The 25,686-nt window shown below is 60.7% G+C and carries 25 protein-coding genes, 1 tRNA gene and 3 pseudogenes; 15 read left to right on the plus strand and 14 right to left on the minus strand.

Features of this window, described 5'->3' with window-relative positions; all coding sequences use genetic code 11:
• From ACFQT0_RS11850 to ACFQT0_RS11900, 11 genes and pseudogenes are all read right to left on the minus strand, one after another.
• Complete coding sequence (locus tag ACFQT0_RS11850; protein WP_380202968.1) at positions 1–327, minus strand: carboxypeptidase-like regulatory domain-containing protein; 327 nt, start codon at positions 325–327, stop codon at positions 1–3.
• Positions 327–560, minus strand: coding sequence for a hypothetical protein (locus ACFQT0_RS11855; RefSeq protein WP_380202970.1), 234 nt, complete (start codon positions 558–560; stop codon positions 327–329). Before ACFQT0_RS11855 ends, ACFQT0_RS11850 begins: the two co-directional genes overlap by 1 nt.
• The gene (locus ACFQT0_RS11860) at positions 500–1,555 is read right to left on the minus strand and encodes a carboxypeptidase-like regulatory domain-containing protein (RefSeq protein WP_380202972.1); all 1,056 of its coding nucleotides are present in this window, start codon (positions 1,553–1,555) and stop codon (positions 500–502) included. Before ACFQT0_RS11860 ends, ACFQT0_RS11855 begins: the two co-directional genes overlap by 61 nt.
• A gap of 61 nt (positions 1,556–1,616) precedes the next feature.
• Positions 1,617–2,564: a bifunctional riboflavin kinase/FAD synthetase gene (locus tag ACFQT0_RS11865; protein WP_380202974.1), complete on the minus strand. Its 948-nt coding sequence runs from the start codon at positions 2,562–2,564 to the stop codon at positions 1,617–1,619.
• Between the two features lie 129 nt (positions 2,565–2,693).
• Positions 2,694–3,551, minus strand: coding sequence for a tRNA pseudouridine(55) synthase TruB (gene truB / locus ACFQT0_RS11870; RefSeq protein ID WP_380202976.1), 858 nt, complete (start codon positions 3,549–3,551; stop codon positions 2,694–2,696).
• Positions 3,548–4,356, minus strand: a pseudogene (locus ACFQT0_RS11875) (undecaprenyl-diphosphate phosphatase). Before ACFQT0_RS11875 ends, truB begins: the two are co-directional and overlap by 4 nt.
• Positions 4,357–4,368: 12 nt before the next feature.
• Positions 4,369–4,695, minus strand: coding sequence for a DUF3098 domain-containing protein (locus tag ACFQT0_RS11880; protein WP_380202978.1), 327 nt, complete (start codon positions 4,693–4,695; stop codon positions 4,369–4,371).
• A gap of 108 nt (positions 4,696–4,803) precedes the next feature.
• On the minus strand, positions 4,804–5,694 hold the full coding sequence (locus ACFQT0_RS11885) for a cell division protein FtsX (protein ID WP_380202980.1): 891 nt from the start codon (positions 5,692–5,694) through the stop codon (positions 4,804–4,806).
• 237 nt (positions 5,695–5,931) lie between these two features.
• Positions 5,932–6,327, minus strand: coding sequence for a hypothetical protein (locus ACFQT0_RS11890; RefSeq protein ID WP_380202982.1), 396 nt, complete (start codon positions 6,325–6,327; stop codon positions 5,932–5,934).
• 64 nt (positions 6,328–6,391) lie between these two features.
• On the minus strand, positions 6,392–8,149 hold the full coding sequence (locus ACFQT0_RS11895; protein ID WP_380202984.1) for a translocation/assembly module TamB domain-containing protein: 1,758 nt from the start codon (positions 8,147–8,149) through the stop codon (positions 6,392–6,394).
• A complete protein-coding gene (locus ACFQT0_RS11900; RefSeq protein ID WP_380202986.1) occupies positions 8,041–10,536 on the minus strand; it encodes a DUF748 domain-containing protein in 2,496 nt (831 codons plus the stop codon). The genes ACFQT0_RS11895 and ACFQT0_RS11900 overlap by 109 nt, the downstream gene beginning before the upstream one ends.
• 291 nt (positions 10,537–10,827) lie before the next feature.
• Between ACFQT0_RS11900 and tsaD the strand changes: the two are divergent.
• The 7 genes and pseudogenes from tsaD (at position 10,828) to ACFQT0_RS11935 (ending at position 15,788) form a co-directional block, all read left to right on the plus strand.
• A pseudogene (gene tsaD, locus ACFQT0_RS11905) lies at positions 10,828–11,839 on the plus strand (tRNA (adenosine(37)-N6)-threonylcarbamoyltransferase complex transferase subunit TsaD).
• A gap of 90 nt (positions 11,840–11,929) precedes the next feature.
• A complete protein-coding gene (locus ACFQT0_RS11910) occupies positions 11,930–12,370 on the plus strand; it encodes a thioesterase family protein (protein ID WP_380202988.1) in 441 nt (146 codons plus the stop codon).
• Between the two features lies 1 nt (position 12,371).
• Positions 12,372–12,830, plus strand: coding sequence for an SsrA-binding protein SmpB (smpB, locus tag ACFQT0_RS11915; RefSeq protein ID WP_068192980.1), 459 nt, complete (start codon positions 12,372–12,374; stop codon positions 12,828–12,830).
• 269 nt (positions 12,831–13,099) lie between these two features.
• Positions 13,100–13,654 (plus strand): C40 family peptidase, encoded by a 555-nt coding sequence (locus ACFQT0_RS11920; RefSeq protein WP_380202990.1) that lies wholly within the window; start codon positions 13,100–13,102, stop codon positions 13,652–13,654.
• Positions 13,636–13,788, plus strand: a complete 153-nt coding sequence (locus ACFQT0_RS11925; protein WP_380202992.1) for a hypothetical protein — start codon at positions 13,636–13,638, stop codon at positions 13,786–13,788. Before ACFQT0_RS11920 ends, ACFQT0_RS11925 begins: the two co-directional genes overlap by 19 nt.
• Before the next feature lie 354 nt (positions 13,789–14,142).
• Positions 14,143–14,637, plus strand: a complete 495-nt coding sequence (locus ACFQT0_RS11930; RefSeq protein WP_380202994.1) for an HNH endonuclease — start codon at positions 14,143–14,145, stop codon at positions 14,635–14,637.
• Positions 14,638–14,720: 83 nt separating this feature from the next.
• A complete protein-coding gene (locus tag ACFQT0_RS11935; RefSeq protein ID WP_380202996.1) occupies positions 14,721–15,788 on the plus strand; it encodes a fatty acid desaturase family protein in 1,068 nt (355 codons plus the stop codon).
• Positions 15,789–15,957: 169 nt separating this feature from the next.
• Here the strand turns inward: ACFQT0_RS11935 and ACFQT0_RS11940 are convergent, their stop codons facing one another.
• Both ACFQT0_RS11940 and ACFQT0_RS11945 read right to left on the minus strand, forming a co-directional pair.
• Positions 15,958–16,278: an alpha/beta fold hydrolase gene (locus ACFQT0_RS11940; RefSeq protein WP_380202998.1), complete on the minus strand. Its 321-nt coding sequence runs from the start codon at positions 16,276–16,278 to the stop codon at positions 15,958–15,960.
• Positions 16,275–16,793, minus strand: coding sequence for an alpha/beta fold hydrolase (locus ACFQT0_RS11945; RefSeq protein ID WP_380203000.1), 519 nt, complete (start codon positions 16,791–16,793; stop codon positions 16,275–16,277). The genes ACFQT0_RS11940 and ACFQT0_RS11945 overlap by 4 nt, the downstream gene beginning before the upstream one ends.
• Before the next feature lie 152 nt (positions 16,794–16,945).
• Here ACFQT0_RS11945 and ACFQT0_RS11950 point away from each other — a divergent pair, with 152 nt between their 5' ends.
• From ACFQT0_RS11950 to ACFQT0_RS11975, 6 genes and pseudogenes are all read left to right on the plus strand, one after another.
• A complete protein-coding gene (locus ACFQT0_RS11950) occupies positions 16,946–17,560 on the plus strand; it encodes an energy transducer TonB (RefSeq protein ID WP_380205994.1) in 615 nt (204 codons plus the stop codon).
• A 220-nt stretch (positions 17,561–17,780) separates the two neighbouring features.
• Positions 17,781–19,587, plus strand: a pseudogene (gene rpsA / locus ACFQT0_RS11955) (30S ribosomal protein S1); the annotation flags it as partial.
• A gap of 502 nt (positions 19,588–20,089) precedes the next feature.
• Positions 20,090–20,160 (plus strand) — tRNA-Cys (locus ACFQT0_RS11960).
• A gap of 171 nt (positions 20,161–20,331) precedes the next feature.
• Positions 20,332–21,360, plus strand: coding sequence for a cyanophycin synthetase family protein (locus ACFQT0_RS11965; RefSeq protein ID WP_380203002.1), 1,029 nt, complete (start codon positions 20,332–20,334; stop codon positions 21,358–21,360).
• 409 nt (positions 21,361–21,769) lie between these two features.
• Positions 21,770–22,534, plus strand: a complete 765-nt coding sequence (locus tag ACFQT0_RS11970; RefSeq protein WP_380205995.1) for a Mur ligase family protein — start codon at positions 21,770–21,772, stop codon at positions 22,532–22,534.
• Positions 22,501–22,974: a glutamate ligase domain-containing protein gene (locus tag ACFQT0_RS11975; RefSeq protein ID WP_380203004.1), complete on the plus strand. Its 474-nt coding sequence runs from the start codon at positions 22,501–22,503 to the stop codon at positions 22,972–22,974. The genes ACFQT0_RS11970 and ACFQT0_RS11975 overlap by 34 nt, the downstream gene beginning before the upstream one ends.
• A gap of 107 nt (positions 22,975–23,081) precedes the next feature.
• Here the strand turns inward: ACFQT0_RS11975 and ACFQT0_RS11980 are convergent, their stop codons facing one another.
• Positions 23,082–24,002, minus strand: coding sequence for a hypothetical protein (locus ACFQT0_RS11980; protein WP_380203006.1), 921 nt, complete (start codon positions 24,000–24,002; stop codon positions 23,082–23,084).
• A 125-nt stretch (positions 24,003–24,127) separates the two neighbouring features.
• On the opposite strand from ACFQT0_RS11980, the gene ACFQT0_RS11985 reads away from it, so the two are divergent.
• Complete coding sequence (locus ACFQT0_RS11985; protein WP_380203008.1) at positions 24,128–24,835, plus strand: methyltransferase domain-containing protein; 708 nt, start codon at positions 24,128–24,130, stop codon at positions 24,833–24,835.
• Positions 24,829–25,653 (plus strand): 3-deoxy-8-phosphooctulonate synthase, encoded by an 825-nt coding sequence (gene kdsA / locus ACFQT0_RS11990; RefSeq protein WP_380203010.1) that lies wholly within the window; start codon positions 24,829–24,831, stop codon positions 25,651–25,653. The genes ACFQT0_RS11985 and kdsA overlap by 7 nt, the downstream gene beginning before the upstream one ends.
• The last annotated feature ends 33 nt before the right edge of the window (positions 25,654–25,686 follow it).

Genomic DNA, 25,686 nt, shown 5'->3' on the forward strand with positions numbered 1-25,686 from the left:
CTACTTCGCCCGCCTGGCTGGCCGTCGGGCCCGCAGCATGAGCTGCTGGGGCGTGGGGCCCACGGTGATGCTCTGCTTGGCCAGGCGGTAGCCCACGTAGGAGCCCACCACGTCGTAGGTGCCCGCCGGCACGCGCGGAAACTCAAAGGTGCCCTGCTCGGTGGTGGTCACCCCCAAAGTGGTATTGGCCAGAAACACACTCGCAAACGCCAGCGGCTGGCGCGTCACCGAGTCCTGCACTATTCCGCTGATGCTGCTCTGGGCTTGGGCCAAGTTGGGCCGCAAAAACAGCCCAAGCAGCAAAACAAACAGTGGGAAAAAGCGCATCAGGCCGCCGGCTTACGGGTTGGCCGGGGCCGAAGCGCCGGCAGTGGGGGCACGTAATCGACCGGTAGAAACTCGCCGACGCGCTCGAAGCCCCAGTATTCGCCGTTGTACACGTCCAGCGGGTTGGTGAGCGAGCCGTTGGGCTGAATCTCGGCTTCGGTTTCCTGCAGTTTCAGCCGCGAAACCTGCCGCTTGGTGGGATAAGGCGTGCGTGAGGGGCCCAGCGAGGCCATGCGCTGCTTGTAGCGCGGGTCGGGAGCTTCGCCGAAGTGGGCCACCTGCAGCTCGCCCGTGAAACGCAAATAAGTATGCCCGTCGGGCGATACCCGGCGGATGCTGTCGATGGGCAGCGGAGTGGGGTTGAGCCGAGCCGCAACGGCGGTGAGGCGGTCCCAGCGGGCCAGGGAGTCTTTCTCAGCCTTGGTAAACCCGCCGTTGGGGCGGCGGGCCAGCAGGGCCTTGCGGCGGCTTTGGGCGCGCTCGTAGCCGGGGTGGGCCCCACGCGCACCTGCTGCACCAGGAAGTTTTCGGGCTGCAGGCGGTTCGTGTACACGCTGCGCAGGAAGTGCATAAACGAGCCCGTGTAGGCCGTGGCGCGGTTTTCCAGCCACTTCTCCCGCTCTTTGTCGTCGCGCGGGGTCATTTCTTCGAACACCGGCTCGCCGTAGTAGGAAATGGTCTGGTCCTCGGCGTTGTAGGCGAACTCCATTCCGTAGTACTTGAGGCGGTAGCCCAGGGCGTCGTTGTCGACCTGCACAAACTGCTTGGCCCGCGCCGTGAGCTCCTTGGTATCCTCGTCGTACATCACCCGCACCTGGTCGGGATTGCTGATGTGGCACTGCTCCGAAAACGAGGAGCCGCCCAGAAATAGGTCCGCGAATTTCTTGTAGTCTTTCGGCTTGTTGGGCTCCGGCTTCACCACCACTTCGGCCGCCTGGTTGCCGGTGGGGGCCAGGTTCAGCGTCACCTTTTGGGGCGTGGGGCCCACGGTAATGCTCTGCTTGGCCAGACGGTAGCCCACGTAGGAGCCCACCACGTCGTAAGTCCCGGCCGGCACGCGCGGAAACTCAAAGGTGCCCTGCTCGGTGGTGGTAGCGCCCAGGGTGGTGTTGGCCAGAAACACGCTGGCAAACGCCAGCGGCTCGTGCGTTACCGAATCCAAGACCACGCCGCTCAGTTTCCCCTGGGCCTGGGCTGCGCCCGCGGCCCCGAGCCACAAGCAGCACATTAGCAATAACCGGAAATAACTCATTGATAATCTGATAAAGTGATGACGGACGAGAGGCGGATTACGCCAGCGCCGCCCTAGTAGCTTGCGCATCCAACGATAATTGTGCCGTTAACGCATGCAAGCCATCATATTTTTCTTCGGCCCGTAGCCAGGCCACAAACTCGAGCGTCAGCAGTTGGTCGTATAAGTCCCCGTTGAAGTCGAGCAGATTCACTTCAATGGTCTGCGCCAAATCGTTGCCAATGGTGGGCCGCACGCCAATGCTGAGCATGGCCGGGTGCCGCGTGCCGGCTGCCGTAATGGCCCACACTGCGTAGATGCCGCGGGCCGGTACCAGCTTCAGCGGCTCGGTGGTGGCCAGGTTGGCCGTGGGGTAGCCGATGGTGCGGCCCAGCTTCTGGCCGTGCACCACCAGCCCGGTGAGCGGGTACTGGTAGCCGAGGTAGCGGTTGGCGGTGGCGATGTCGCCCTGGCGGAGCGCCTGCCGGATGCGCGTGCTGCTCACGCCCACGGCGTCCACGTCTTCGCGCGGGATTTCCTCTACCGTCAGGCCGTAGCGGTCGGCGTTTTGGCTCAGGTAATCGAAGCCGCCTTCCCGGTTTTTGCCAAAGCGGTGGTCGTAGCCGATGACGAGCTGCTTGGCCCCCACGGTCTGCAGCAGCAGCTTTTGGATGTATTCCTCTGAGGTCCACTGCGCAAACTCCTTGGTAAACGGCACGATGAGCAGGTAGTCTACGCCCAAGTGCGCCAGCTTGTCAATCCGCTCGTCTAAGGTATTGAGCAGCTGCAGCTCCAGCAGCTCGGGGTGCGAGGGTGGCGGCCCCAGCACCAGCCGCGGGTGCGGCCAGTAGGTGATAACCACCGACGGCGCGCCGCTGGCCTGCGCCACCTCGCGCAGCCGGCTCAGAATACGCTGGTGCCCCACGTGCACCCCGTCGAAGGTGCCGCTCGTGACGACGGCATTGCCAAGAAAAGGAAATTGAGCCGGGTCGCGGATGACGTGCATGGGGGCGCCGGAAAGCGTGTGATGAGAAAAGTAGCGCCGCGAAGGTAACGGGCGCTACCCCGAACTGCGCGCCGCCACGAGGGCAACTAAGCACCTCGCTACTGTGGGCTACGGAGTCAGGGCGCTGGCTTATTCCGGCGCCGATTCCAGCGGCGTAGACGCCGAGTCGGCTTCCTCGTGGTTGTGCTTGGCGGCCAGGGCATCGGCCTGGAGAGCCGCATAGTACTGCAGGCCAGCCCGGTTGGGGGCCGTACGCGGGCGCTCGATGCGGGGCCGCCGGGGAGAAGCTTCGCCTTCGGGGCGGGGCGGGCGCAGGGCCTCGATGGCCTCCAGCGAAAACGCATCTTCTACCCGGTACTCGCCAATGCGTGTGCGCACCAGCCGGGTGAGGTGAGCGCCGCAGCCTAGGGCCACGCCCAGGTCGCGGGCAAGGCTGCGGATGTAGGTGCCCTTGGAGCACACCACCCGGAAGTCCACCTCGGGCAGCTCAATGCGCGTAATCTCAAACGTTTTTATCTCAACCGTCTTGGCCTTGATTTCGGCTTCCTGGCCGTTGCGGGCAATTTCGTAGGCGCGCTTGCCGTCGATTTTCACGGCCGAGAACAGCGGCGGCGTTTGCTGAATGGTGCCCACAAATGGCAAGGTGGCCGCCACAATCTGCTCGGGCGTGAGGTGCGCGTAGGGACGGGCCATGTCCACGGCGGTTTCCAGGTCGAAGCTGGGCGTGGTTTCGCCGAGGCGGAAGGTGCCGGCGTACTCTTTTTCCTGGGCCTGAATCAGGTCAATTTCCTTGGTTTTCTTCCCTGTGCACAGAATGAGCAGGCCGGTGGCCAAGGGGTCGAGGGTGCCGGCGTGGCCGATTTTCTTGATGCGCAGCGCGTTTTTCACCTTGCGCACCACGTCAAACGACGTCCATGTCAGCGGCTTGTCGAGCAGCAGGACTTCGCCCGCCTCAAAATCGTAATCGGCTAAGGTTTTCGTGCTCATACCAATTGTAAGTTGATGCCCAGACCCAACATAAGCAGCAGAATGCCGCCCACAATAATGCGGTAAATACCAAAGGCCCGGAAGCCGTACTTCGTGACAAAGCCCACGAACAGCCGAATGGCGAGCAGCGCCACCACAAACGCCACCGCATTGCCGAACAGCAGCTGCTTGACTTCCACCATCGACAGTCCAACCTGGCTGTCTTTGTAGAAATCGTAAAGGTCTTTGGCCGCCGCGGCCGCCATGGTGGGCATGGCCAGGAAAAGGCAAACTCCGCCGCCGCACGGCGCGTGAGCTTCTGGGTGAGGCCGCCGATGATGGTGGCCGCCGAGCGGCTCACGCCCGGCACCACGGCCAGGCACTGAAACACGCCAATCACGAAAGCCTCGCGCCAGCCCGGGTTCGTGACGGGGTGGCCGCCCTCGTTCGGGTCTTCCTGCGGAAACCAGCGGTCAATGAACAGCAGCACGACGCCGCCCAGCACCAGCATAAAGGCCACTACGCCCACCGATTCGAGCAGGGCGTCGATGTACTTCTTGAGCAGCAGCCCCACCACCACCACCGGCAGAAAGGCCACCAGCAGCTTGAGGTAAAAGTCGAAGCTCTGAAAAAAGCGGCGCCAGTACACCGCAAACACCGACAGAATGGCCCCCAGCTGAATCACCACCAGATACAGCTTGGTGAAGGGTGTGGCCGGAATGCCCAGCAGCGCCGAGGCAATAATCATGTGGCCCGTGCTCGATACGGGCAAAAACTCGGTGATGCCCTCGACAATGGCGAGGAGCAGCGCGTCCCAATAAGTCATGCAGGAGGGTAATTACAGGCGCTTGTAAGCCGGAGCAGCCGGGGCCGGGGCGGTCGTGGCGGCGGGCGTCGCCACTTGAGCGGGCGTCGCGGCAGTTGCTGTTGGGGCTGGCGCAACCAGAGATTTATCACGCACCATAATGGCCGCAAATTCAACCAGGAACCCAGCGATGAGCAGCAGTGGCCCCAGCGTGATGCCGACAAAATCCTCGCCGTAGTTTTCCTTGTCGCCAAACATCATAGTGATGAAGCCGGCGGCCAGCACGGCCAGCCCAATCCACATCAGGCGGTAGTTGCGGGGGCCGAAGGCGAAGCGGGGAGCGGGGGAATTGGGGGTCATATGTTAGTTGCTGGTTGCTAGTTGCTGGTTGGCAGTTGTTAGATGTTCATTGTCAGCGATAAGTGCTAAAAACCAACAACTAGCAACCAGAAACCGACAACTAAAAAATTAATAGAGGTCGTCGAGCGACATGTTGAGGTACTTGTGCACGGCCCGAACCGAGCTGAGAAAGCCGATGATGACGCCCAGGGCAATGACCGAAAGCAACAGAATAGCTAACCGGAAGTCATCGCGCAGCAGGCGCAGCGGCTCAACTTCGAGGTAGGCGTACTGCAGCAGCGCCACCAGCAGCAGCGCCGCCAGCAACCCGCTGGCCAGGCCCTGCCAGGTGGCGCGCCGCAAAAACGGCTGCTGAATAAAGAGGCGGGTAGCGCCCACCAGTTGCATGGACCGGATAAGAAAGCGCTGCGAGAACAGCGCCAGCTTAATGGTATTATTTATCAGAATAACCACCACCAGCACTAGCACCGCCGCGAAGCCCAGCAGCACGAGGCTCACCCGGGTCAGGTTGTTGTTGATACTCGTAAACAGGTCCTGCGGGTACTGCACCTCAAACACGCCGCGCTGGGTGGCAATGCTCCGCTCCAGCTGGCGCAGGTGCATGGTGTCGGTGTATTCGGGTTTGATTTTCAGCACGTAGGCGTCGCGCAGCGGGTTGTCGCCGAGAAACTGGCGGAAGTCTTCGCCGGTGCTTTGCAGCAGCTGGCGGGCGCCTTCTTCCTTGCTCACAAACCGGATTTGGGGCCGGCCGGCTTTCTCGGCCACGAAGGGCTGCTGGCCCAGGTCCTGCTGCAGGCGCAGCAGCTCCGTCTCGGGCAGGTCGCGGTCGAGGTACACCTGCACCTCCAGGTTTTCGCGCACCACCTCCGACAGCTTTTGGGCATGAAGCAGCAGCAGCCCAAACAAGCCAATGACCACCAGCGCCAGCGTGATGCTGAACACCACGAGTAAAGTAGGGTAAGAGCCGAGCTTTTTCTTGCGGGTGGTGAGAGTGGCCATATTTTGGCAAAGGTAGGGGCGGAGAGGCGATGAGAGAGAACCGAACGACAACTCCCCTCCTCAGTTGAGGAGGGGATGTTTGAGCTTCAGCTCAAACGGGGTGGTTGCCCTCGTTGAACGATACCCGAACGACTAGCCACAGAACGGCTTGGGCTAGCATCGTTCAACGAGGGCAACCACCCCACTCAACTTGGCAGTTGAGCGTCCCCTCCTCAACTGAGAAGGGGAGTTGACCGCCTACAAATTCGTCCGCGGGTCCTCGTCTACGTTCAGCACTTCGCGCCCTTCGCGGGCTTTTTGGGTGTTGCGCTCGCGCTTCTTCGGGTTTTTGCGGCTGAACAGCTCGCCGAACGTGTTGAACTGCTCGGTGTGCAGCAGCGAGAGGCCGGCGCGGGGCTGGTTGATGGTTTCCAGGTCGCGGGGCGTGGTTTCGTAGCGCAGCTTGGTCCGGAACTTGCCGTCGGGCCGCAGGTAATACTCCAGGCTCAGGTCGCCTAGGAGGGAGGCTTGGCCGGCCGTGTTGCCGGAGGTGGGCGTCGTGGAGCCGGCATTCACCAGGTTGGCGTTGCTGGTGAAGCCGCCTTCGCGGGTCACGCGCAGCCGCCCGTTCATGAAGGAGTAGCTCAGGCGCACCTGCAGGGCCTGGAGCTGCTCGGCGGTGAGGCCGTTGATGTTGAAGTCGATTTCCAGGTTTTGGTCAATTTGCGAGGTCAGCAGGCCCAGCCTGGGTGCTCAGAATCTGGCCCAGGCTGTTCTGCACGGAGTTGTCCTGGCCTTTCAGCGAAATGGTGCTGCCCAGCGAGCTGCCGCGGGGCGAGAGTTGCTTAAATACCAGCAAACTAAATACTTGTCGGTTTAGCTCCTGCTCATCGTTGCGCAGGGAGGCAACGAAAGCGGCCAGTTCGCCCTGCAAAGTGCCCGGCGCGTCGTTGAACTCCAGGTTCAGCCTGATGGCCGGTAGCAGCAGCGGGCCGGTCAGGTTCATCACGGCCGTCACGGGCACCACGGCCACGCTGCCTGATGAGCCGGTTTCCAGCACGGGCGCCAGCGAGGTGCGCTGGGTGTAAATAGCCGTCACGTTCATCTCGCCGGCCAGCGGGTCGCCGTTCCAGGAAATGATGCCGCCGGGCCGTACCACAAACTCCTTGTTAATCAGGCCTTGCAACGTGAAGTTGTAGGCGCCGCGCACGATTTCGACCTGCCCAAACATGTTGAACTCGCCGCGGGTGTCGATGGCCATGCGCAGCTGCCCGGCCGCCGAGCCCCGAATCACGTCGCCGGTGCTTTCGTCGAGCAGGATTTCCAGGTAGGCTTCCGGCGTAATGGTCAGGTTCATGTTGAGCGTGATGCCGGAGAGGTCGATTTTCTCCTGCGCCGACGCCGCCTGCACTTTTCTCAGCAGCACGGTATCGCCCACAATGTTGTTGTTCACGAACCTGATGTAGCCGGCTTTCTGGGCCCGGGCGGCGTTGTCGAGCGGCAGCGAAATGCGCGTGCCCGCCTCGCTGCTGGCCCGCACGGTGATGTTCAAATCGTCGGTGGGGCCGGTGATGCGGGCCGTGCCGGTGGAGTACGCCGTGCCGAAATACAGCTCGTTGTCTTTGCGCGTGGTGTTGAGCACCTGCATCTTACGGAAGCTGGCCGCAATATCCAGGCTCATGTCTTTGAAGCCGCGATGGCTCACCACGCCGTCCACGGTGCCGGTGTTGCCCAGCACGTCGCGCAGCCGGATGTTGCGGAACTCGATGGAGCGGTTGGTGAAGGTGATGCGGTCGGCGAAGGTGTAGGTGGTGCCCAGGTACCCGAAGGTGAGGCGGCCGTTGCTCACGTCGACGCGGCCCAGCAGGTTGGGCGCCGCAAACTTGCCGGTGAGCCGCAACTCGCCCCGGCCGGTGCCGCCCAGGTTCCGGAACAGCGTGCCCAGGAAGGGCTGGGCCAGCACGATGGGCGCATCGTTAAGGGTGCCCGTGAGGTTGAACTGGTTGGTGTCGTCCCTCGGGGCAATGTCGCCCAGCACCGTCAGCACCGACTGGCCCGCGCGGGCCACGTCCAGGTTCACGCGCAGCTTGCTGGCGGTATTGTCCCAGTCGCCACGCCCGGCCACCTGCCCGATGAGCGTGCCGTCGTACGTGAGCGAGTCCACGCCCAGCGTGCTGTTGATGGTGAGCGGGCCGTACACGCCCTTCATGGTGCCCTGGGCGTTCACGCGGCCCCCAGGCGCTGGCCGGTCAGGGTGTTCAGCGTGGCCAGGCTCAAAGTCTTTCACCAGCAGCTCCAGCGGCGGCTTGCTCGCATCGGGCGAGATGAACCCTTGGGCCCCCACAAACTGCACGCCGTTGCTGAACGTCAGGTTCTTAATATCGAACTCGCGGCCGTAGTCGCTGATGCGCACCGAGTTGTTGGCCGCAATGGTCCAGTCTTTGTCCAGCAGGTGCAGGGCCGACTGCCGAAACACGACCTCGATGGCGCGCGGCAAAAACCGAGCGAGCCGTTGATGGTGGCCTTGTTGGTGGTGCCCGTTTGGGCCAGCGAGGTCGAGAAGTTGATGCGCTGCTGGTCCCACACGCCTTCCAGGATGAATTTCTCGGTGCGCCCCAGCGTGGGCAGCACCTGCTGGTCGCTCGTGATGCTGGCCTGGGCCAGGATGTCGGGCTTGTAGGGCAGCTTCGAGGTCAGGAAATCGAAGTCGGTGTTCACCGTGCGCACGGGGCCGTAGCGCAGGCTGTCGAGGTGGCCGCCCAGCTGGAAAATCGATGTTTCGCCGCTCCGAAACGAGCCGTCGATGCGGCTGCCGTCGGCCACCCGCAGCTCGGGCACAAACAGCGTCAGCACCGGATTAGACTTCTTCAAATTGAGCTGTAAGTCAATTTGATACACCGGCAGCACCCGCTGGCGCTTGCGGCGGTAGTAGTTGGCCGTGGCCGTGGCGTTGCTTTCGAAGTTGAGCCGGTACTCGGTGAGCAGCGTCTGCACGTCGCGCACCACGTCGGAGGTGTTGAAGGTGCCGGCCACGCTGGCATCGAGCGCCTCCGAGCGCACCGTCACGCGGCGCTCGTTGCGGCTGTTGCGGGTGCTCACCACGTCGAGCGTGTCGAGGTTGAGCCGACGGCCGTCGAGGGTAAAGCGGGACTTGCGCAGGTAGGCGTGGCCGATAAGCGAGTCAAGCTGCACCCCGCGGAATTTCACTTCGCCGGTGGTGGCGATGGTGAAGTTCTGGGAGGTGAGGCCGAGGGTGCGCAGGTTGGCGTGCTCAATTTTGGTTTTGATGTCCACGTCTTCGTGCGCCCGGTCCAGGTCGATGCGGCCGTCGGCGTGCATGCGCAGCGCCGGGTCGTTCACCCGCATGTGCCCGCTGAAGGCCCGCTGGTGGTAGTCCCCGTCGAAATCGATGTTGCGGTAGCGGTAGCCGTTGAGCCAGATGCTGGGCACCGTGGCCTTGGCCTGGCCGCGGGCGTAGGGCGGCACAAAGCCCACGCCGGCCACGCTGCCGTTCAGCGTCACGTCCCGAATCACGCTTTCATCGCCCAGAAACTTGCCCAATTGGAAGGCATTGGCCCGCACCGTGCCCTTGTAGGCGGCGTGCATGAGGTCGGTCTTGGTCTTGAGGTTGACATCGGTGGCCACGAAGCCCAGGGCCGTGTCGAAGGAGGCATTGGCCACAAAGTCGTTGTAGAAGCCCAGCACCTGGCCCTGCAGCTTCACCCGGCCCAGGCGCTGCACAATCTTATTGGCCGAGGCCGGCAGCCAGGGCTTCAGGTCGCTGGCCAGTACCACCGACGGCATCAGGCGCAGGTCAATAAAGCTTTCCTTGTAGTTGGGCAGGTTGTCGGCGTGGGCGCGCTTGGCCACAATGTGCGTGCCCTTGCCGTAGCGCAAATCCAGGTTGTTTACCTTGAAGTCGCGCACGTAGCCCGAGGCGTCGCCGGAAATCTTGATGGACTCGTGCAGCGTGGCCAGCTGCGGGGCAAACTTGGCAATGTCGTCGGTGAAGACCTCCGAGCCGCGCAGCCGGGTAATGGTCTTCATCGAGTCGTTGTAATCGGTGAAGTTGCTGAACACGCGGTATTCAAAGCGCAGATAGTCTTTGATTTGGCTGCGGCCCACACGCAGGCTCAGGTTCTTGAACTCCCAGAAATGCGGGTGGTACAGCATGTCGGCCGTGATTTCGCGTAGCTGCGTTCGCGACGGCGTTTCCACGGCGTGCAGGTTGCTGATGCGCAAACCCAGCGTGTCGCCCAGGTGGATTTTGGACACGTCGGCGTAGATGCTGTCCACCACCAAGTGGTCGTAATCGATGCTTTTGCCGTAGGTCTTCGCCCGCGGCACGTCTTGCTTTTCGATGGCAAAGTGGCCGTTGCGCAGGGCCACGGCCGCAATCTTAAAGTCGAAAGGGGCCGATTTGGTGGTGTCGGAAGGGCCCATCAGCCGCTTCACGGCCGCCATAAACTGGTTGAACGTGGTGGAGTCGGGCTGGCCCGCCAGGTTCTTGAGCACAAAGCGCGGCTCGTTGAGCGTGAGCTTGCTCACGTGCAGGTGCCGCGGGTCAAACACCGAGAACAAAGAAATGTCGGCGTCGGCCCGGCCAATGCTGAACAGCTCGCCGCCGCGCCGGTCCTGCACTTGTACGCCGTCGAGCAGCACCCGCGAAAACGGCCGCACATCCACCCGCCCAATCGTGACGCGCTGCCCCAACTTCCTGGAAAGCACCTCGGCCGCCTTGTGGGCCAGCCGGGTTTGCACGCTGGGCACCCGCAGCGCCACCAGCGCCCCCACGATGGCCAGCACCACCACCAAGACGAGGCCCAGCAGCACTTTTAGCAAAACGGAGAAGAAACTACGCACCGGGGCAGGAGGGAATGAAGCGAGAAACGCGGGGCAATCCGCAAAGTTGCGGTTTTTTAGTTGTTTGCGACAACCGCAAAACAGTTCAACCAACTATCACGCCAAGGGAACGGCCCAAGATAGGAGCGGGTTCACCCCCGTGGGCTGGCCCGTGCGGCCCCGCTGCTACCTTTGCAGGACCGAAAAGGCCATCTCCCGCCGTGCATTGCCCACGAGTTTGGGTGGCGCCTGTTCGAATCTTTCTTCTTACCGATTGTTGAGCCTGCTAAGCTTTCCTTAGCGCTACTGCCCATGCCCGCTCATCCCATCATTCTTGCCATCGAATCTTCGTGCGACGACACGGGCGCGGCCGTATTGGCCGGCGGCCAGCTCCTGAGCAACGTGGTGGCCACCCAAAAAGTACACGAGCAGTACGGCGGCGTGGTGCCCGAGCTCGCCTCGCGCGCCCACCAGCAGCACATGCTGCCCGTGGTCACTGCCGCCCTCCAGCAAGCCGGCATTACCAAACACGACCTCGACGCCGTGGCCGTGACCCAGGGCCCCGGCCTGCTGGGGTCCTTATTAGTAGGGGGATGTTTGCCAAGACGCTGGCCCTGGCCCTCGACAAGCCCCTGCTTGCCGTGAACCACATGCGGGCCCACATTCTGGCTCACTTCCTGCGCGACCCCAAGCCCAGTTTCCCATTCCTCTGCCTCACCGTGAGCGGCGGCCACACCCACTGGTGGTGGTAAAATCAGCACTGGAAATGGAGGTGATGGGCCAGACCATCGACGACGCGGCCGGCGAGGCGTTCGACAAAACCGCCAAGCTTCTCGGCCTGCCGTACCCCGGTGGCCCGCACCTCGACAAACTGGCCCGCCAGGGCAACCCGCAGCGGTTTGCCTTCCCCGTCGGGGCCATGCCGGGCTACGACTTCTCCTTCAGTGGGCTGAAAACTTCAGTGCTGTATTTCCTGAAGAAGGAAACGGCTGCCAACCCCGACTTCGTGGCCGAAAACCTGCCCGACCTCTGCGCCAGCATTCAGCATACCATCGTGGCCACGTTACTGCGCCAGCTCCGCCGCGCCGCCGCCGATACGGGCCTCACGCAAGTGGCCCTGGCCGGCGGCGTAGCGGCCAACTCCGGCCTGCGTACGGCGCTGGAGGCCGAAGCTGTGGCCCAGGGCTGGGAGGTATTCATCCCGGACTTCGCCTTCTGCACAGACAACGCGGCCATGGTGGCCATGACGGCGCATTTTCAGTACGAGGCCGGCGACTTTGCCACCCAGCTTACCAGCCCCGACCCGCGCCTGAAGCTGACGTAGCGCGAACTTTGTAGTTCAAGTCTCCGCGCAACTTGGCGGTCGTTCGAGTTTCTGTCAGGGACGCGGACTACAAAGTCCGCGCTACTTCTTATGACCAATTCATTTCTCCCCGGTGCCACCAAAGTTCACCGCTACACCGTGCGGCCCGAAGACTTTGCGGATTTCGGGCCCACTACCGGCGGCTTGGTGCATGCCGTGCTCAGCACGTTTGCCTTGGGCCGCGAAATGGAGTGGGCCGCCCGGCTTTTTGTGCTGGAAATGAAGGAGGCCGACGAAGAAGGCATCGGCACCGAATTATTCATCCAGCACCACGCCCCAGCCTTCGTGGGCGAAACCGTCGTGCTGACGGCTACCTTTGAAGCCCTCGACGGCCCCGCGTTGCGTTGTGCCGTAGAAGCCCGGGTGGGACCACGCCTCGTAGCCACCGGCCACACCGGCCAACGCATCGTGAACCGCGCCCGACTAGCGGCCCGCTTCGCCGCGCTGCAAGCCGAAGCCGCGGCCCCCGCACATCCTGAACCGAACCACTAGCATGGCCAAAGACGATAAACCCGCCATTATCAATATTAAAAACCGCCGCGCCAGCCACGAATACACCTTCCTGGCCAAGTACGACGCGGGCGTGATGCTGCAAGGCACCGAAATCAAGAGCATCCGTGACGGCAACGTGAACCTGCAGGACGGCTACTGCCTGTTCCACACCGACGGCAGCCTCTGGATTCACGGCGTGCGCATCGCGCCCTATTCCTTAGGTACTTACAACAACCACGACGCCATGCGCGAGCGCAAGCTCCTGCTCAACAAGCGCGAGCTCAAGCAGTTGGCCGGCAAAAGCGTGGACCAGGGCCTGACCATCGTGCCCCTACGCCTCTTCGTGACCGACCGCGGCTTTGCCAAAATCGAAATCGCCTTGGCCCAGGGCAAAAAGCTCTTCGACAAGCGCAACGACCTCAAGGAAAAAGCCCAAAAGCGCGACATGGAACGCCTCTAGGGAGTGGCTGAGCGGCTGAGTGACTGAGTGGAGCTTATACCGCTCAGTCGTCGGGCCGCATCGGGCTTTCGCTTTTCTTTGCAATAATTTTCTTTGCCATAAATCACTTAGTCGCTCTGGCACTCAGTCACTCGCTACTCCGTCACTTTTTCACTCCGTCACTCTTTTGAATCCCGGTATCTGCGCCCTGAGCGCTGTCCCCGCCCGCGCTGAGCCCAACGACCGGGCCGAGCCTGGTTACCCAACTCATTTTTGGCGAGTGCTACCAGGTGCTGGTCACCCAGGAAAGCTGGCTGCAGGTGCAGCTTGCCGCCGACGGCTACGTGGGCTGGATGGATGCCAAGCAGCACACGCCCGTTTCGACGGAATACTACAACGATTGGTGCGCTCAGGACCACCCGCGCGTGCTCGACGTGGTACAGGCCGTGAGCGATGCCACCACCAAAATCCCGCTCACGCTGGGCAGTCGCCTGCCGTTTTTCGACGGCATGAACCTGCGCCTCGGCCACCGGCAGTTCTTTTTCAACGGCGCTGCTACCAACCCCGCCGCGGCGCCCGACCCGGTACGCCAGGCCGCGCTGCTGCGCAAAATGGCCCTTTTGTATCTGAAGGCGCCGTACGTGTGGGGCGGCAAAAGCGTCTTCGGGCTCGACTGCTCGGGCCTGTGCCAGCAGCTCTACGGCATGGTCGGCATTCAGCTCCCGCGCGACGCCCGTCAGCAGATTGACCATGGCCAGCCCGTGCACTTCGTGGCCCAGGCCAAGCCCGGTGACCTAGCTTTTTCGACAACGCCGAAGGCCGCATCGTGCACGTGGGCATGGTGATGGATGAAGGCCAAATCCTGCACGCCCACGGCGAAGTGCGCCTCGACCCCCTCGACCACAACGGCATCTACAACCGCGACCGGCAGCGCTACTCGCACAAGCTGCGCCTGCTCAAGCGCCTGCTGCCGGAGTAGGGGAGGGCCATTGAGCTGTCATTCTGGTTGACCGTCATGCAGCGCGCAGCGAAACCTCTCGCGTAAACCTCACCCCGGCCCCTCTCCCGCGGAGAGGGGAGCCTGACGTTATAGTAATCCGAAAGAGAAAGCCAAGCTCAATTTTGAGCTTGGCTTTCTCTTTAAAATTGAGCTAACCTTTATGCCTTGGCTCCCCTCTCCGCGGGAGAGGGGCCGGGGTGAGGTGCCCTTGGCTGCGCTCTGAATGACGTTCTTTTTTCAGTCCTCCGCTTCACTGAACTTAACCCAATACCGCTTGTTTATTTGCTTGGAAACCGCTAGCTTTCGGCGGGTTATCCGAGCCCAAAAGCGTGTATGGACCAAAAAGTGTTAGTGCTGAATGGCGACTATACCGCCATCACCCTGTGCAGCGTGCAAAAGGCGTTTGTGCTCCTCTACCTCGACAAAGCTGAAATGGTGGCCAAGTCGGAGCACGGCACCTTGCGCACCATTTCCCACGCCTATCCCAAGCCGAGCATCATCCGCTTGCAGCGCTATGTGCGCGTGCCTTACAAAGGAATAGCGCTGAGCCGCCACAATATTTTTAAGCGCGACCATTTCGAGTGCCAGTACTGCGGCTCAACCAAAAACCTGACGCTCGACCACGTGGTGCCGCGCTCACGTGGCGGCGAGTCGTCGTGGACTAACTTGCTCACGGCCTGTGCTCGCTGCAACCACGCCAAGGGCCACCGCACGCCCCACGAGGCCGGGCTCGCCATTCGGCAGCAGCCCAAGAAGCCCACGCTGGCCGGCTTTCTCAAGCTCTCGGCGGGCACCATCGACCAGAATTGGCACGCCTATCTGAATTGAGCTGAGCAGTAAGTTTAAACTAAGTTGGACCGTGCGCCGTTGGGGAAGGGTACCTTTGTGCTTTCTCCCCCATCATCCCGCCCATGGCCTTACCCAGATTCGCTGCTACCCGCTCCTTTCATACCGAGCTAAAAACTCGCATTAATCAATACTTTGAGGAGACGGGCCGGCCAATGACGGGTGATACCAGCCTCCTGATAAAAGCCATCCTATTGGTGGGCCTGTTGGTGGCCTTCTACGTGCACCTGGTGTTCTTTACGCCGGCCACGGGCTGGGCCCTGCTCGAATGCGTGCTGGCCGGCTGCACCATCGCCGCCATTGGCTTCAACGTGATGCACGACGGCGCCCACGGTACCTTCTCGCGCTATTCCTGGATGAACAAGCTGGCCGCGTACACGCTGGGTGTGCTGGGCGGCAGTCCCTACATGTGGAACTCCAAGCACAACCTCATCCACCACACCTACACCAACATTGACGGCCACGACGACGACATCGACATCCGCCCCTGGATGCGCATGACGCCCGACCAGCCCAAGCACGCGCTGCACCGCTACCAGCACTTCTATTTCTGGGTGCTGTATTGCCTGCTCTACCTGTCCTGGGTGTTTGCCATGGACTACCAGAAGTACTTCACCCGCCAAATCGGTGCCATCGGCCTCAAGCCCATGAACACCGGTGAGCACGTGAGCTTCTGGGGTTTTAAGGCCCTGAACCTGGTGCTTTACGTGGCTCTGCCCATTTACATGGTTGGTTTCCTGCCGTGGCTCGCGGGCTTTTTGCTCAGCACGTCGGTAGCCGGGCTGGTGCTCAGCATGGTGTTCCAGCTGGCCCACACCGTAGAGGATGCGGCCTTCCCGGTTCCTCACCCCGTCACGGCCAAGCTCGAAGACGAGTGGGCCATCCACCAGGTGCGCACCACGGCCAACTTTGCTACCGACAGCAAAGTGGTAAGCTGGCTCGTGGGCGGCCTCAACTTCCAGATTGAGCACCACTTGTTTCCCAAGATTTCGCACGTGCATTACCCCGCCATCAGCAAGATTGTGCAGCAGGTATGCAGCGAGTTCGACGTGACGTACAACAACTACCGTCACACCCGCTCGGCCATCGCCTCGCACGTCGGCTTCCTCCGCCAGATGGGCCGCGCCGCCTAAATTGAGCTAAACTGATAAACAAAAGCCCCGACGCAGCTGCGTCGGGGCTTTTTTAATTAGAAACGTCATGCTGAGCGCAGTCGAAGCATCTCGCTCTCATCGTTCAACGATTGAGTTACTACCACAGGCGAGATGCTTCGACTGCGCTCAGCATGACGTTCTTAATTCATTACCTCCCGGCAAATGCCAGCAAGTCCACCGTCAGCTGGTCTTTGTCGGTGAAGAACAGGCCGTGGGGCGCGCCTTTGTACACTTTGTATTCCGCCTGCGGAATCATTTTGGCGGTACGGGCGCCGCTGGCCTCGATGGGCACGGTAGCGTCTTCGTCGCCGTGAATCACCAGAGTGGGTACCTTTATTTCCTGCAAATCGGCCCGGAAATCGGTGCTGGAAAAGGCCGTGGCGCAATCGCGCGTGGCATTTGGCGCGGCGAGCGAGGCCACCGTGAAGTTCCAATCCAGCACGCCCTGGCTCACGGGGTGGCTTATCATGCCCACGCCGTAAAAGCTCTTGGCGAAGGTTTGCAGGAAGTCGAACCGGTCTTTTTCATAGCATCTGCCATGCCATCGAATACCTTCTGCGGCACGCCTTCGGGGTTGTTGTCGGTTTTGAGCATGAACGGCGTCACGGCGCTGACGAAGGCCACCCGGGCAATGCGGGCGTCGCCGTAAGTGCCGATGTAGCGGGCTATTTCGCCGCCGCCCATTGAGAAGCCCACCAGCGTTACGTTGTTCAGGTCCAGTTCTTCGAGCAGGGCGTTGAGGTCGGCGGCCAGCGTGTCGTAGTCGTAGCCCGTCCAAGGCCGCGACGACTTGCCGAAACCGCGCCGGTCGTAGGCCACCACGCGCAGGCCGTGCTTGGGCAGCTCCACCATCTGGTGTTCCCACATGGTGTGGTCGAGCGGCCAGCCGTGAATCAGCACCACGGGGTTGCCCTGGCCCCAGTCTTCGTAAAAAATGTTCACCGGATGCCCGGCGGTATCGGTTCCTGCTTTTAGGATGGCCATGCGTGAGAGGAGTTATAGATGAATAAACTTCTTTCTCTACTACATGGCGCTAGGTGAAGTTGTTCTGGGTGTGGTTAAGATTATGACTTGCGACAATAAGCGAGTAGGTTGCGACGATTTTCACTAATTACTACCCCTCGTTCTTGTCATTTATGCTGCGTTTGATACTCTGTGCATTCCTGTCTGCCATATTATTTCATCCACTTTTAGCTCAAGGCCAGTCACAACGGGGTAAACTGAAAGACAAAAAGCCCGTGGGGGTATGGGAATATTATGATGGCAAAGACCTAGGGTTGCGCTTCGATTATGATTCCGGTCGGGCTCAATATGTACGGCCTGATACAAGTCGGTACTTGGTGCAAATAGATGGCAGGTGGCAGCTAGTGCACCCGAGTCGTGCCCCGCGCCTGATTGGGAGCAAATCAGAAGTTCTTTCGGTGCTACAGCGGCGACTGCGTTATCCGATGGGGGATATGCGCGCCCGTACTTCGGGGACTGTCATTGTCACTGTTAAAATTGATGAGAAGGGAAATGTGGTAGATGGAAAGGTCACCAATGCTTCGAGCACTACGCTGGGCAATGAAGTAATCCGCGCCTTGGAGCCAGTTTCATTAAGCTTCTTGCCAGCCATCTACCAAGGCAAACCAGTCCCATTCCAGGTAGCATTCGTAGTGCGCTTCTGCTTTCAGAGCGAGAATGCGAATGGGCTTGCTTCAAAAAACAGGCTGCATTGCTCCCATCGCCGCCCGGTAACCTTGGTGATATAATCGTCCAGGCCAGCTTATAAAGGGCCCAATGGTCCAATAGTGGCTATTCCAGCTCAACCTAAGGTGATTGTTGTTAGCAAAAACGCCCTAAAATTCCTACCTTTGCGGCCCCGCCAGGGTGGCGGGCCTTGCTCCACAACGGCAAGGTGTTCAACAAGAACCGCGTAATGGCCCGGGCATCGGCCGCTACGTTTATCCAAGAGGTGCCCAACAGCTATTTATGGCAGAATTGATTGACGATTTCGACTGGGATAATGTCGGAGCCACCGGTTTTGGTGGAAACTACTCGGCTGACCAGCGTGCCGAGATGGAGAAAATGTACGGCGACACGCTCACGACCGTACAGGAAGAAGAAGTAGTGAAGGGCACCGTGGTTGGCATCACCGACCGCGACGTAATCCTGAACATCGGCTTCAAATCCGATGGCTTGGTGTCGATTACCGAATTCCGCGACCTGCCCGACCTGAAAATCGGCGACGAGGTAGAGGTGTTCATCGAAGACCAGGAAGATGCCAACGGCCAGCTCATCCTGAGCCGCAAGAAAGCTAAAATCAAGCAGGCCTGGAAGGCCATTTACGATGCCCTCGAGCTGGATACCATCCTCGAAGGCGTAGTGAAGCGTCGCACCAAAGGCGGCCTCATCATGGAGCTCGACGGCGTAGAAGCCTTCCTGCCCGGCTCGCAAATCGACGTGAAGCCCATCCGCGACTTCGATATTTATGTTGGCCGTCGCATGGAAGTGAAAGTTGTGAAAATCAACTCCGCTTTCGACAACGTAGTGGTTTCGCACAAAGTACTCATCGAGAAAGACCTCGAGAAGCAGCGTGAGGCCATCCTGAACAACCTGGAGAAAGGCCAGATTCTGGAAGGCAACATTAAGAACATGACCAACTTCGGCGTGTTCATCGACCTCGGCGGTGTCGACGGTCTGCTGCACATCACGGACATCTCGTGGGGCCGCATCGCTCACCCGAGCGAAGTACTCCAGTTGGACCAGAAACTGAACATCGTGGTTCTGGACTTCGACGAAGCCAAGAAGCGTATTTCGCTGGGCTTGAAGCAGCTGACTCCCCACCCATGGGATTCGCTGCCCGCCGACCTGCAGCCGGGTTCGAAAGTATCGGGCCGCATCGTGAACGTGGCCGACTACGGCGCTTTCATGGAAGTGGTACCGGGCGTAGAAGGCCTCATCCACGTTTCGGAAATGAGCTGGAGCCAGCACCTGCGCAACCCGCAGGACTTCATCAAGCAGGGCGACACGGTAGAAGCGCAGATTCTGACGCTCGACCGCGAAGACCGCAAGATGAGCCTCGGCATCAAGCAGCTCACCGAAGACCCCTGGACGCGTGGCGACTTCGGCGACAAGTACGCCGTGGGCACCAAGCACAGCGGCCTCGTGCGCAACCTGACCAACTTCGGCCTGTTCGTTGAGCTGGAAGAAGGTGTAGACGGCCTCGTGCACGTGTCGGACCTGTCGTGGACCAAGAAAATCAAGCACCCATCGGAAATGGTGAAGGTGGGAGACAAGCTGGATGTAGTTGTTCTGGAGCTGGACCTGGGCGCCCGTCGCCTGGCACTGGGCCACAAGCAGGCTCGAGGAGAACCCCTGGGATACCTTCCAGACGGTGTTCACCCCCGGCTCGGTACACAAGGCTACCATCACCGAGAAGTCGGAGCGTGGCGCAGTACTCGAGCTGCCGTACGGCATCGAGGGCTTCGCTTACCCCAAGTCGTTGGTGAAGGAAGACGGCTCGAGCGCCGAGAACGGCGAGCAGCTGGACTTCCGCGTAACCGAGTTCTCGAAGGATGACCGTCGCATTGTACTGTCGCACACGGCTATCTTCAACAAAGAAGCTGCTGCAGAAGACGACAGCCGCAACGCCAAGTTCAAGAAGAAAACCAACACCAAAGCGGGCGAGCCCCAGGGTGAAGGCAAAATCAGCGACTTGAAGAAGAACGACGAGAAGTCGACCCTCGGCGACCTCGACGCCCTGAGCGCCCTGCGCGACCAGATGATGGGCAACGAGCGCAAGGCCGGTGAGCAGAAGCTTGCCGCTGCTGCTGCCAAGCCCGCTGCTGAAGAAGCTCCTGCTGCCAAGGCTCCTAAGGCCAAGGCTGCTAAGGCCGAAGAAGCTCCCGCTGCTGAAGAAGGTGGTTTGCTCGCTGGCATCGCCGGTGCTGCTACCGCTGCCTTCGACAAAGTGAAGGAAGTAGCCGCTGACGCTGCCGAAGCTGTTTCGAACACCGAAACCTTCGACAAAGTGAAGCACGCTGCAACCGACGCTGTAGACGCCGTAACCCACTCTGCTGCTTTCGAAAAAGCTTCAGATGTAGCCGGCAACTTGGTTGACAAAGCCAAAGACCTGATTGCTGGTGACGACGCCGACAAAAAGGACGACGAAGCCAAAGCCTAACGCTTAGCTTCGCATAAGGAAAAAGCCCCGGCCGCAACGCCGGGGCTTTTTTGTGCTTTTGCCTTGCCCACCCCAAACCGGCTGCTTACCTTTGCGCTCCCAAAAGACCACTACTGGTGACGTGACCGAGTGGCTAGGTAGAGGTCTGCAAAACCTCCTACGGCGGTTCGAATCCGCCCGTCACCTCTGATTACCAAGGAAGAAGCCCCGTTTGCTCAGCGCATTCGGGGCTTTTTTGTGGCCAAAGCAAACTGTGGGAAAAGGAAACTAAGCGTTTTAGCCGCTTTAATGCCTAAATTTAGCAGCCAAGCCCGACGTACTTACGTACGCGGCTCCAAACGCCTCTTCTTTCTGAATATGAAAATTATTGACCTGCGCACCATGCGCGGACCAAGCTACTGGTCGGTAAAACACACCAAGCTTATTGTTGCCAAAGTTGACCTGGAAGAATTCGCCGGGAAGTGGTCGAATACGGTGCCTGGGCTGGGCGGCCGGTTGATGAAGCTGTTCCCCAACATCGGCCAGCCGCAGCCCAACGGCATGAGCGGCGGCAAGCAGCTGGCCAAGCGCCCGCCCCTGGACCTGGACCAGCTCAACGACGGCGAGCCCTTGGGCCACGTTATCTACCACATTGCCCTGGAGCTGCAGCGCCTGGCCGGCATGCCGGTGTACTGGGGCAAGTCGTACCCGGCCCGGGAAGAGGGCGTGGAGTACGTGGTGTTTGCCTACCAGGAGGAGCGCGCCGGCCGCCGGGCCATCGAGGCGGCCGTGGAGATTGTGGAGGCGGCCTGCAAAAAGGAGAAAGTTGAGCTGAAGCCCATCATCGACGAGCTTCACGAAATCCGGGAAGAAGAATTCATCGGGCCCAGCACCTACAGCATCGTGGCCGAAGCGGCCTCGCGCAACATTCCCTACATCGCGCTCAAAAACAGCAACATCATCCAGTTGGGCTACGGCGTCAACCAGAAGCGCATCTGGGCCACTACCACCAGCTACACCTCGCACGCCGGGGTAGAAGTGGCCGGCAATAAGAACCGGACCAAAGACATGCTGAAAGATGCGGGCGTGCTCGTGCCCCGCGGCACCACCGTGTACTCGGAAGACGGCCTGCGCGATGCCATCGATGAGCCTGGGCTTCCCCATCGTGACCAAGCCGCTCGACGGCAACCACGGCAAGGGCGCCACCATCCGCATCATGAACTGGAAAGACGCCGCGGAGGGCCTGAAAGCCGCCCAGGTGTACTCCCGGGCGGTTATTGTAGAGCAATTCATCGAAGGGTTCGACTTCCGGCTCTTGGTGGTGAACGGCAAGCTCGTGGCCGCGGCCAAGCGCACGCCCGCTGCCGTAACCGGCGATGGCATCAGCACCATTCAGCACCTGATTGACGAGGTGAACAAAGACCCGCGGCGCGGCGTGGGCCACGAAAAGGTGCTCACCGCCATCAAGGCCGACAAGCACACGCTCGACATTCTCAAGAGCAAAGGCCTGACGCTGAAGTCGGTGCTGCCGGCCGGCGAAACGCTGTACCTGAAGAGCACCGCCAACATCAGCACCGGCGGCACGGCCTCCGACGTGACCGACCAGATGCACCCCTACAACGTGCTGCTGGCCGAGCGGGTGGCCGGCATCGTGGGCCTTGACATCTGCGGCATCGACCTCATGGCCACCGACATTGCCGTGCCGCTCAACGAGAGCCGCGGCGCCGTGATTGAGGTGAATGCCGCGCCGGGCTTCCGGATGCACATCTCACCGGCCGAAGGCTTGCCCCGCAACGTGGCCGCTCCGGTGGTCGACATGCTGTTTCCGCCCGGCTCCACGGCCCGCATTCCCATCATTGCCGTGACGGGTACCAACGGCAAAACCACCACCACGCGCCTCATTGCGCATCTGGTGGCCAGCAAGGGCTACAAAGTAGGCTTTACGACTACCGATGGCATTTACATTCAGGGCGTGCAGCTGCAAACCGGCGACTGCACGGGCGGTGTCAGTGCCGAATTCGTGCTGAGAGACCCCACCGTGAACTACGCCGTGCTGGAAACGGCTCGCGGCGGCATGCTGCGCTCCGGCCTGGGCTTCACTACCTGCGACATTGCGGTAGTTACCAACGTAGCGGCCGACCACTTGGGCCTGCGCGACATTCACACGGTAGAAGAAATGGCGGCGGTGAAAGGGGTGCTGCCCCGCACGGTGCGCAAAAATGGCTGGGCCGTGCTTAACGCCGACGACGACCTGGTGTACGCCATGGCCCGAACCGTGGACTGCCGCGTGGCCCTGTTTAGCATGGACGAGCACAACCCCGCATTCTCGAACACGTGGAAGCCGGCGGGGTGGCTGCCGTGTACGAGGAAGGCTACATCACCATTTACAAAAACAGCTACAAGCTGCGCATCGACCGCGCCGCCGAGTTTCCCATCACGTTTGGGGGCCGGGCCGGCTTCAACATCGAGAACAGCCTCGCGGCGGCCCTGGCCGGCTACCTGGCCGGATTCGAGCGCGACGACATCAAAACAGCCCTTCGCACCTTTGTGCCTTCGGGCTCGAAGACGCCGGGCCGGATGAACTCCTACAAGTTTCCGAAGTTCGAAGTCATCGTGGACTATGCCCACAACACGGCGGGCATCACCAAATTTGCGGAGTTTATGGAGGCCACCACGGCCACCCGCAAAATCGGCGTGATTTCGGGGCTGGGCGACCGGCGCGACGAGGACACGCTGAACTTTGCGCGCATTGCGGGCCGCATCTTCGATGAAGTGGTACTGCGCCAGAACGACGACCTGCGCGGCAAGAGCGCCGAATTCCTGCGCGAAATTATGGAGCGCGGCCTGCGACTCGACAAGCCCGACCTGCCCATTACCTACATTGAGGACGAGATGGAGTCCATCGACTACGTGCTCGAAAGTGCGCCGGAAGGCGCCGTAATTACCCTCCTGACGGAGGACATTTCGGCCACGCTGGCCAAGCTCGACGAGTTCGAAAGCCTGGTGGACGCGGCCCAATAAAGCAAGCAGGTTGCGCACACAAAAAAGCCGCTTCAGCTAGCTGAAGCGGCTTTTTTGTAGCCACTGGGGTAATACTAACTATTTCAGGGTGAAAGTGGTTTTGCCCATCAGCGGCCGCTTTCATATAGCTCCACGGTGTGCTGGCCTTTCTTGTAGTCAGCACCTTTGGCATACACAAAGTCCAGCTTCTGCTTGGTGTTGTCGAACACCACGTCCTGCTTCTGGGTGTAGAACGACTCCTGGCCGTCCACGGTGAAGGTGCCACCGCCGGTGCTCAGGTTGTAGAGCGCCGCGCCATCGGGCTCGAGGATGCGCATGTAAATGGCTTTGGTTTCCTTGGGCGACACGTCGTTGCGGGCCAGGTTGAACGACACCTTGATTTTCTCGACACGCTTGGCCTTAAACTCGTCCTTGTCGTCGTCCTTCTCCTTGTTCTTGTTGGTGATAATTGCCACCTGGATGTTTTCGGACTGCAGGCGCGAGGCCACGTTCACCTTCTCTGACAAGTCCTGGTTGGTGCGCGCAATGGTGCTGATGGTGTCGGTCAGCTTGTTCTGGCGCTCCTTCAGCGTGGTCGTTTCGGTGTAGAGCGTCTCGTTGTCCTTCTTAAGCGCGGCAATGTCGTCGTCTTTCTTCCGCAGCTGGCTTTCCAGGTTCGCGGCGCGCGTCTTGAAGAGGTTTTGCTGGGCGATGGAGAAGCTGCCGGCTTTGAACGAACGGAGCTTGAGCAGGTCGGCATTGACGCCGGCAATCTTGGCTTCGAGCGAGTCGTTGCTTAGGCCCAGGGCCTGCAGCTCCTGGCTTTGGCGCTCAAAATCGGCCTTCAGGGTCTCGTATTGCTTGATTTGTTCCTGGAGCTTGCTGTCTTTGGCTTTTACTTCCGTGGTCAATTCCTCATTTTTCTGACCTTTCTGCTGGTTCAGATAAAACAGAACGCCGTTGATGCCTAGCAGCACGAGCACGAGGGCTACCCAGAGGAGCACGCGGCTGTTATTGGAACGGGGTTCGGGGGTTTCGTTTGGGTCCATGCGGTAATGATTAAACGAGAAAAGCGTAAGATTTTGAAGGCGCCCGCCGTAGTGCGGCGCTTACCTTTGGGCGTAAAAATAGGGGACTTCCGTCCCCTGGCAAGTTTTCCCTATACTTTGACGCAATGGATTCGGTTTTTTCTGCCTTCGATGCCGCCTACTGGCAAGAGCGTTACGCCACTGGCCGCGACGGCTGGGATGCCCACGCCATCACGCCGCCGCTGCAGGCGTATTTCGACCAGCTCGACGTAGCCCAGCAGCCGCGCATCCTGATTCCCGGTGCCGGCAGGGCCTACGAGGCCGAGTACCTGCACCGGCTCGGCTTCCAGCACATCTTCGTGGCCGACCTGGCCCCCGAGCCATTGGAAGCCCTGGCCGCCCGCGTGCCCGATTTTCCCGCCGAACACCTCTTGCGGGCTGATTTCTTTGCGCTTTCCACGGCCCAGCCATACGACCTGATAGTGGAGCAAACGTTTTTCTGCGCCCTGAATCCCACCTTGCGGCCGGCTTATGCCCGGCAATGCGCGGCGCTGCTGCGGCCCGGCGGCACCCTCATGGGGCTGTTGTTCGATACCGATTTTGGTCCGACGCAGGAGCCGCCTTTTGGCGGCACCAGGGAGGAGTACCGTGCCTACTTTGCGCCGTATTTCGAGTTCCGGCATTTTGAAACGGCTACCAATTCGCTCAAACCCCGGCAGGGGCGAGAGCTGTTTATTTGCCTGAAGAAAAATAATTTCCCTCGTAGCGAAGCCAGCACGCTGGCCGCGCTGTTTAGCTCAATTTCTCTTACATGCGAAGCGCACGCTTTGCGCCATCGCCTTTTTCTATGCTAGCCGCCCTCGCCAACACCCTTCCGCATTTTCGCCACACCAATTCCGGCCAGTTCTTTCTCATGGCCGGCCCCTGCGTTATTGAGGGCGAAGACATGGCCCTGCGCATTGCCGAGCGCATCAAGCACATCACCGACAAGCTCCAGATTCCGTTCATTTTCAAGGGCTCGTACCGCAAAGCCAACCGCTCGCGCATCGACTCCTTCACCGGCATCGGCGACGAAACGGCCCTGCGCATCCTCCAGAAAGTAGGGCGCGAAATCGGGGTGCCTACTGTAACTGACATTCACGAGTCGGCCGAGGCCGCGCTGGCCGCTGAGTATGTGGACGTGCTGCAAATTCCCGCCTTCCTGTGCCGCCAGACCGATTTGCTGATTGCCGCGGCCGAAACTGGCAAAGTAGTTAACATCAAAAAAGGCCAGTTCCTGAGTGGTGAGGCCATGAAATTTGCCGTGGACAAAGTGCGCCAGTCGGGCAACAACCACGTCATTCTCACCGAGCGCGGCAACTCTTTCGGCTATTCCGACCTCGTAGTGGACTTCCGCAACCTGCCCGCCATGCGCGAGTTCCAGGTGCCCGTGGTGATGGACGTGACCCACTCGCTGCAGCGGCCCAACCAGAGCAGCGGCGTGACCGGCGGCCAGCCCGCCCTCATCGAAACCATTGCCAAAGCCGCCATCGCCGTAGGCGCCGACGGCCTGTTCATCGAAACGCACCCCACGCCCGCCACCGCCCTGTCCGATGGGGCTAATATGCTGCCCCTCGACCAGCTAGAAGCCCTGATGGTGAAGCTGACGCGGGTGCGAGAGGCGGTTCGCTAAAATAGTGTGCTTAACTGTAGAAGCTATAAACAA

The organism is Hymenobacter humi (assembly GCF_042665855.1).
Taxonomy (GTDB): Bacteria; Bacteroidota; Bacteroidia; order Cytophagales; family Hymenobacteraceae; genus Hymenobacter; species Hymenobacter humi.

Coding starts and splice junctions, on each gene's coding strand:
- ACFQT0_RS11850 (WP_380202968.1), bottom strand. CDS start 327: ATGCGCTTTTTCCCACTGTTTGTTTTGCTGCTTGGGCTGTTTTTGCGG.
- ACFQT0_RS11855 (WP_380202970.1), bottom strand. CDS start 560: ATGGCCTCGCTGGGCCCCTCACGCACGCCTTATCCCACCAAGCGGCAG.
- ACFQT0_RS11860 (WP_380202972.1), bottom strand. CDS start 1,555: ATGTGCTGCTTGTGGCTCGGGGCCGCGGGCGCAGCCCAGGCCCAGGGG.
- ACFQT0_RS11865 (WP_380202974.1), bottom strand. CDS start 2,564: ATGCACGTCATCCGCGACCCGGCTCAATTTCCTTTTCTTGGCAATGCC.
- truB (WP_380202976.1), bottom strand. CDS start 3,551: ATGAGCACGAAAACCTTAGCCGATTACGATTTTGAGGCGGGCGAAGTC.
- ACFQT0_RS11880 (WP_380202978.1), bottom strand. CDS start 4,695: ATGACCCCCAATTCCCCCGCTCCCCGCTTCGCCTTCGGCCCCCGCAAC.
- ACFQT0_RS11885 (WP_380202980.1), bottom strand. CDS start 5,694: ATGGCCACTCTCACCACCCGCAAGAAAAAGCTCGGCTCTTACCCTACT.
- ACFQT0_RS11910 (WP_380202988.1), top strand. CDS start 11,930: ATGACCAATTCATTTCTCCCCGGTGCCACCAAAGTTCACCGCTACACC.
- smpB (WP_068192980.1), top strand. CDS start 12,372: ATGGCCAAAGACGATAAACCCGCCATTATCAATATTAAAAACCGCCGC.
- ACFQT0_RS11930 (WP_380202994.1), top strand. CDS start 14,143: ATGGACCAAAAAGTGTTAGTGCTGAATGGCGACTATACCGCCATCACC.
- ACFQT0_RS11935 (WP_380202996.1), top strand. CDS start 14,721: ATGGCCTTACCCAGATTCGCTGCTACCCGCTCCTTTCATACCGAGCTA.
- ACFQT0_RS11940 (WP_380202998.1), bottom strand. CDS start 16,278: ATGATAAGCCACCCCGTGAGCCAGGGCGTGCTGGATTGGAACTTCACG.
- ACFQT0_RS11945 (WP_380203000.1), bottom strand. CDS start 16,793: ATGGCCATCCTAAAAGCAGGAACCGATACCGCCGGGCATCCGGTGAAC.
- ACFQT0_RS11950 (WP_380205994.1), top strand. CDS start 16,946: ATGCTGCGTTTGATACTCTGTGCATTCCTGTCTGCCATATTATTTCAT.
- ACFQT0_RS11965 (WP_380203002.1), top strand. CDS start 20,332: ATGAAAATTATTGACCTGCGCACCATGCGCGGACCAAGCTACTGGTCG.
- ACFQT0_RS11970 (WP_380205995.1), top strand. CDS start 21,770: ATGCTGTTTCCGCCCGGCTCCACGGCCCGCATTCCCATCATTGCCGTG.
- ACFQT0_RS11980 (WP_380203006.1), bottom strand. CDS start 24,002: ATGGACCCAAACGAAACCCCCGAACCCCGTTCCAATAACAGCCGCGTG.
- ACFQT0_RS11985 (WP_380203008.1), top strand. CDS start 24,128: ATGGATTCGGTTTTTTCTGCCTTCGATGCCGCCTACTGGCAAGAGCGT.
- kdsA (WP_380203010.1), top strand. CDS start 24,829: ATGCTAGCCGCCCTCGCCAACACCCTTCCGCATTTTCGCCACACCAAT.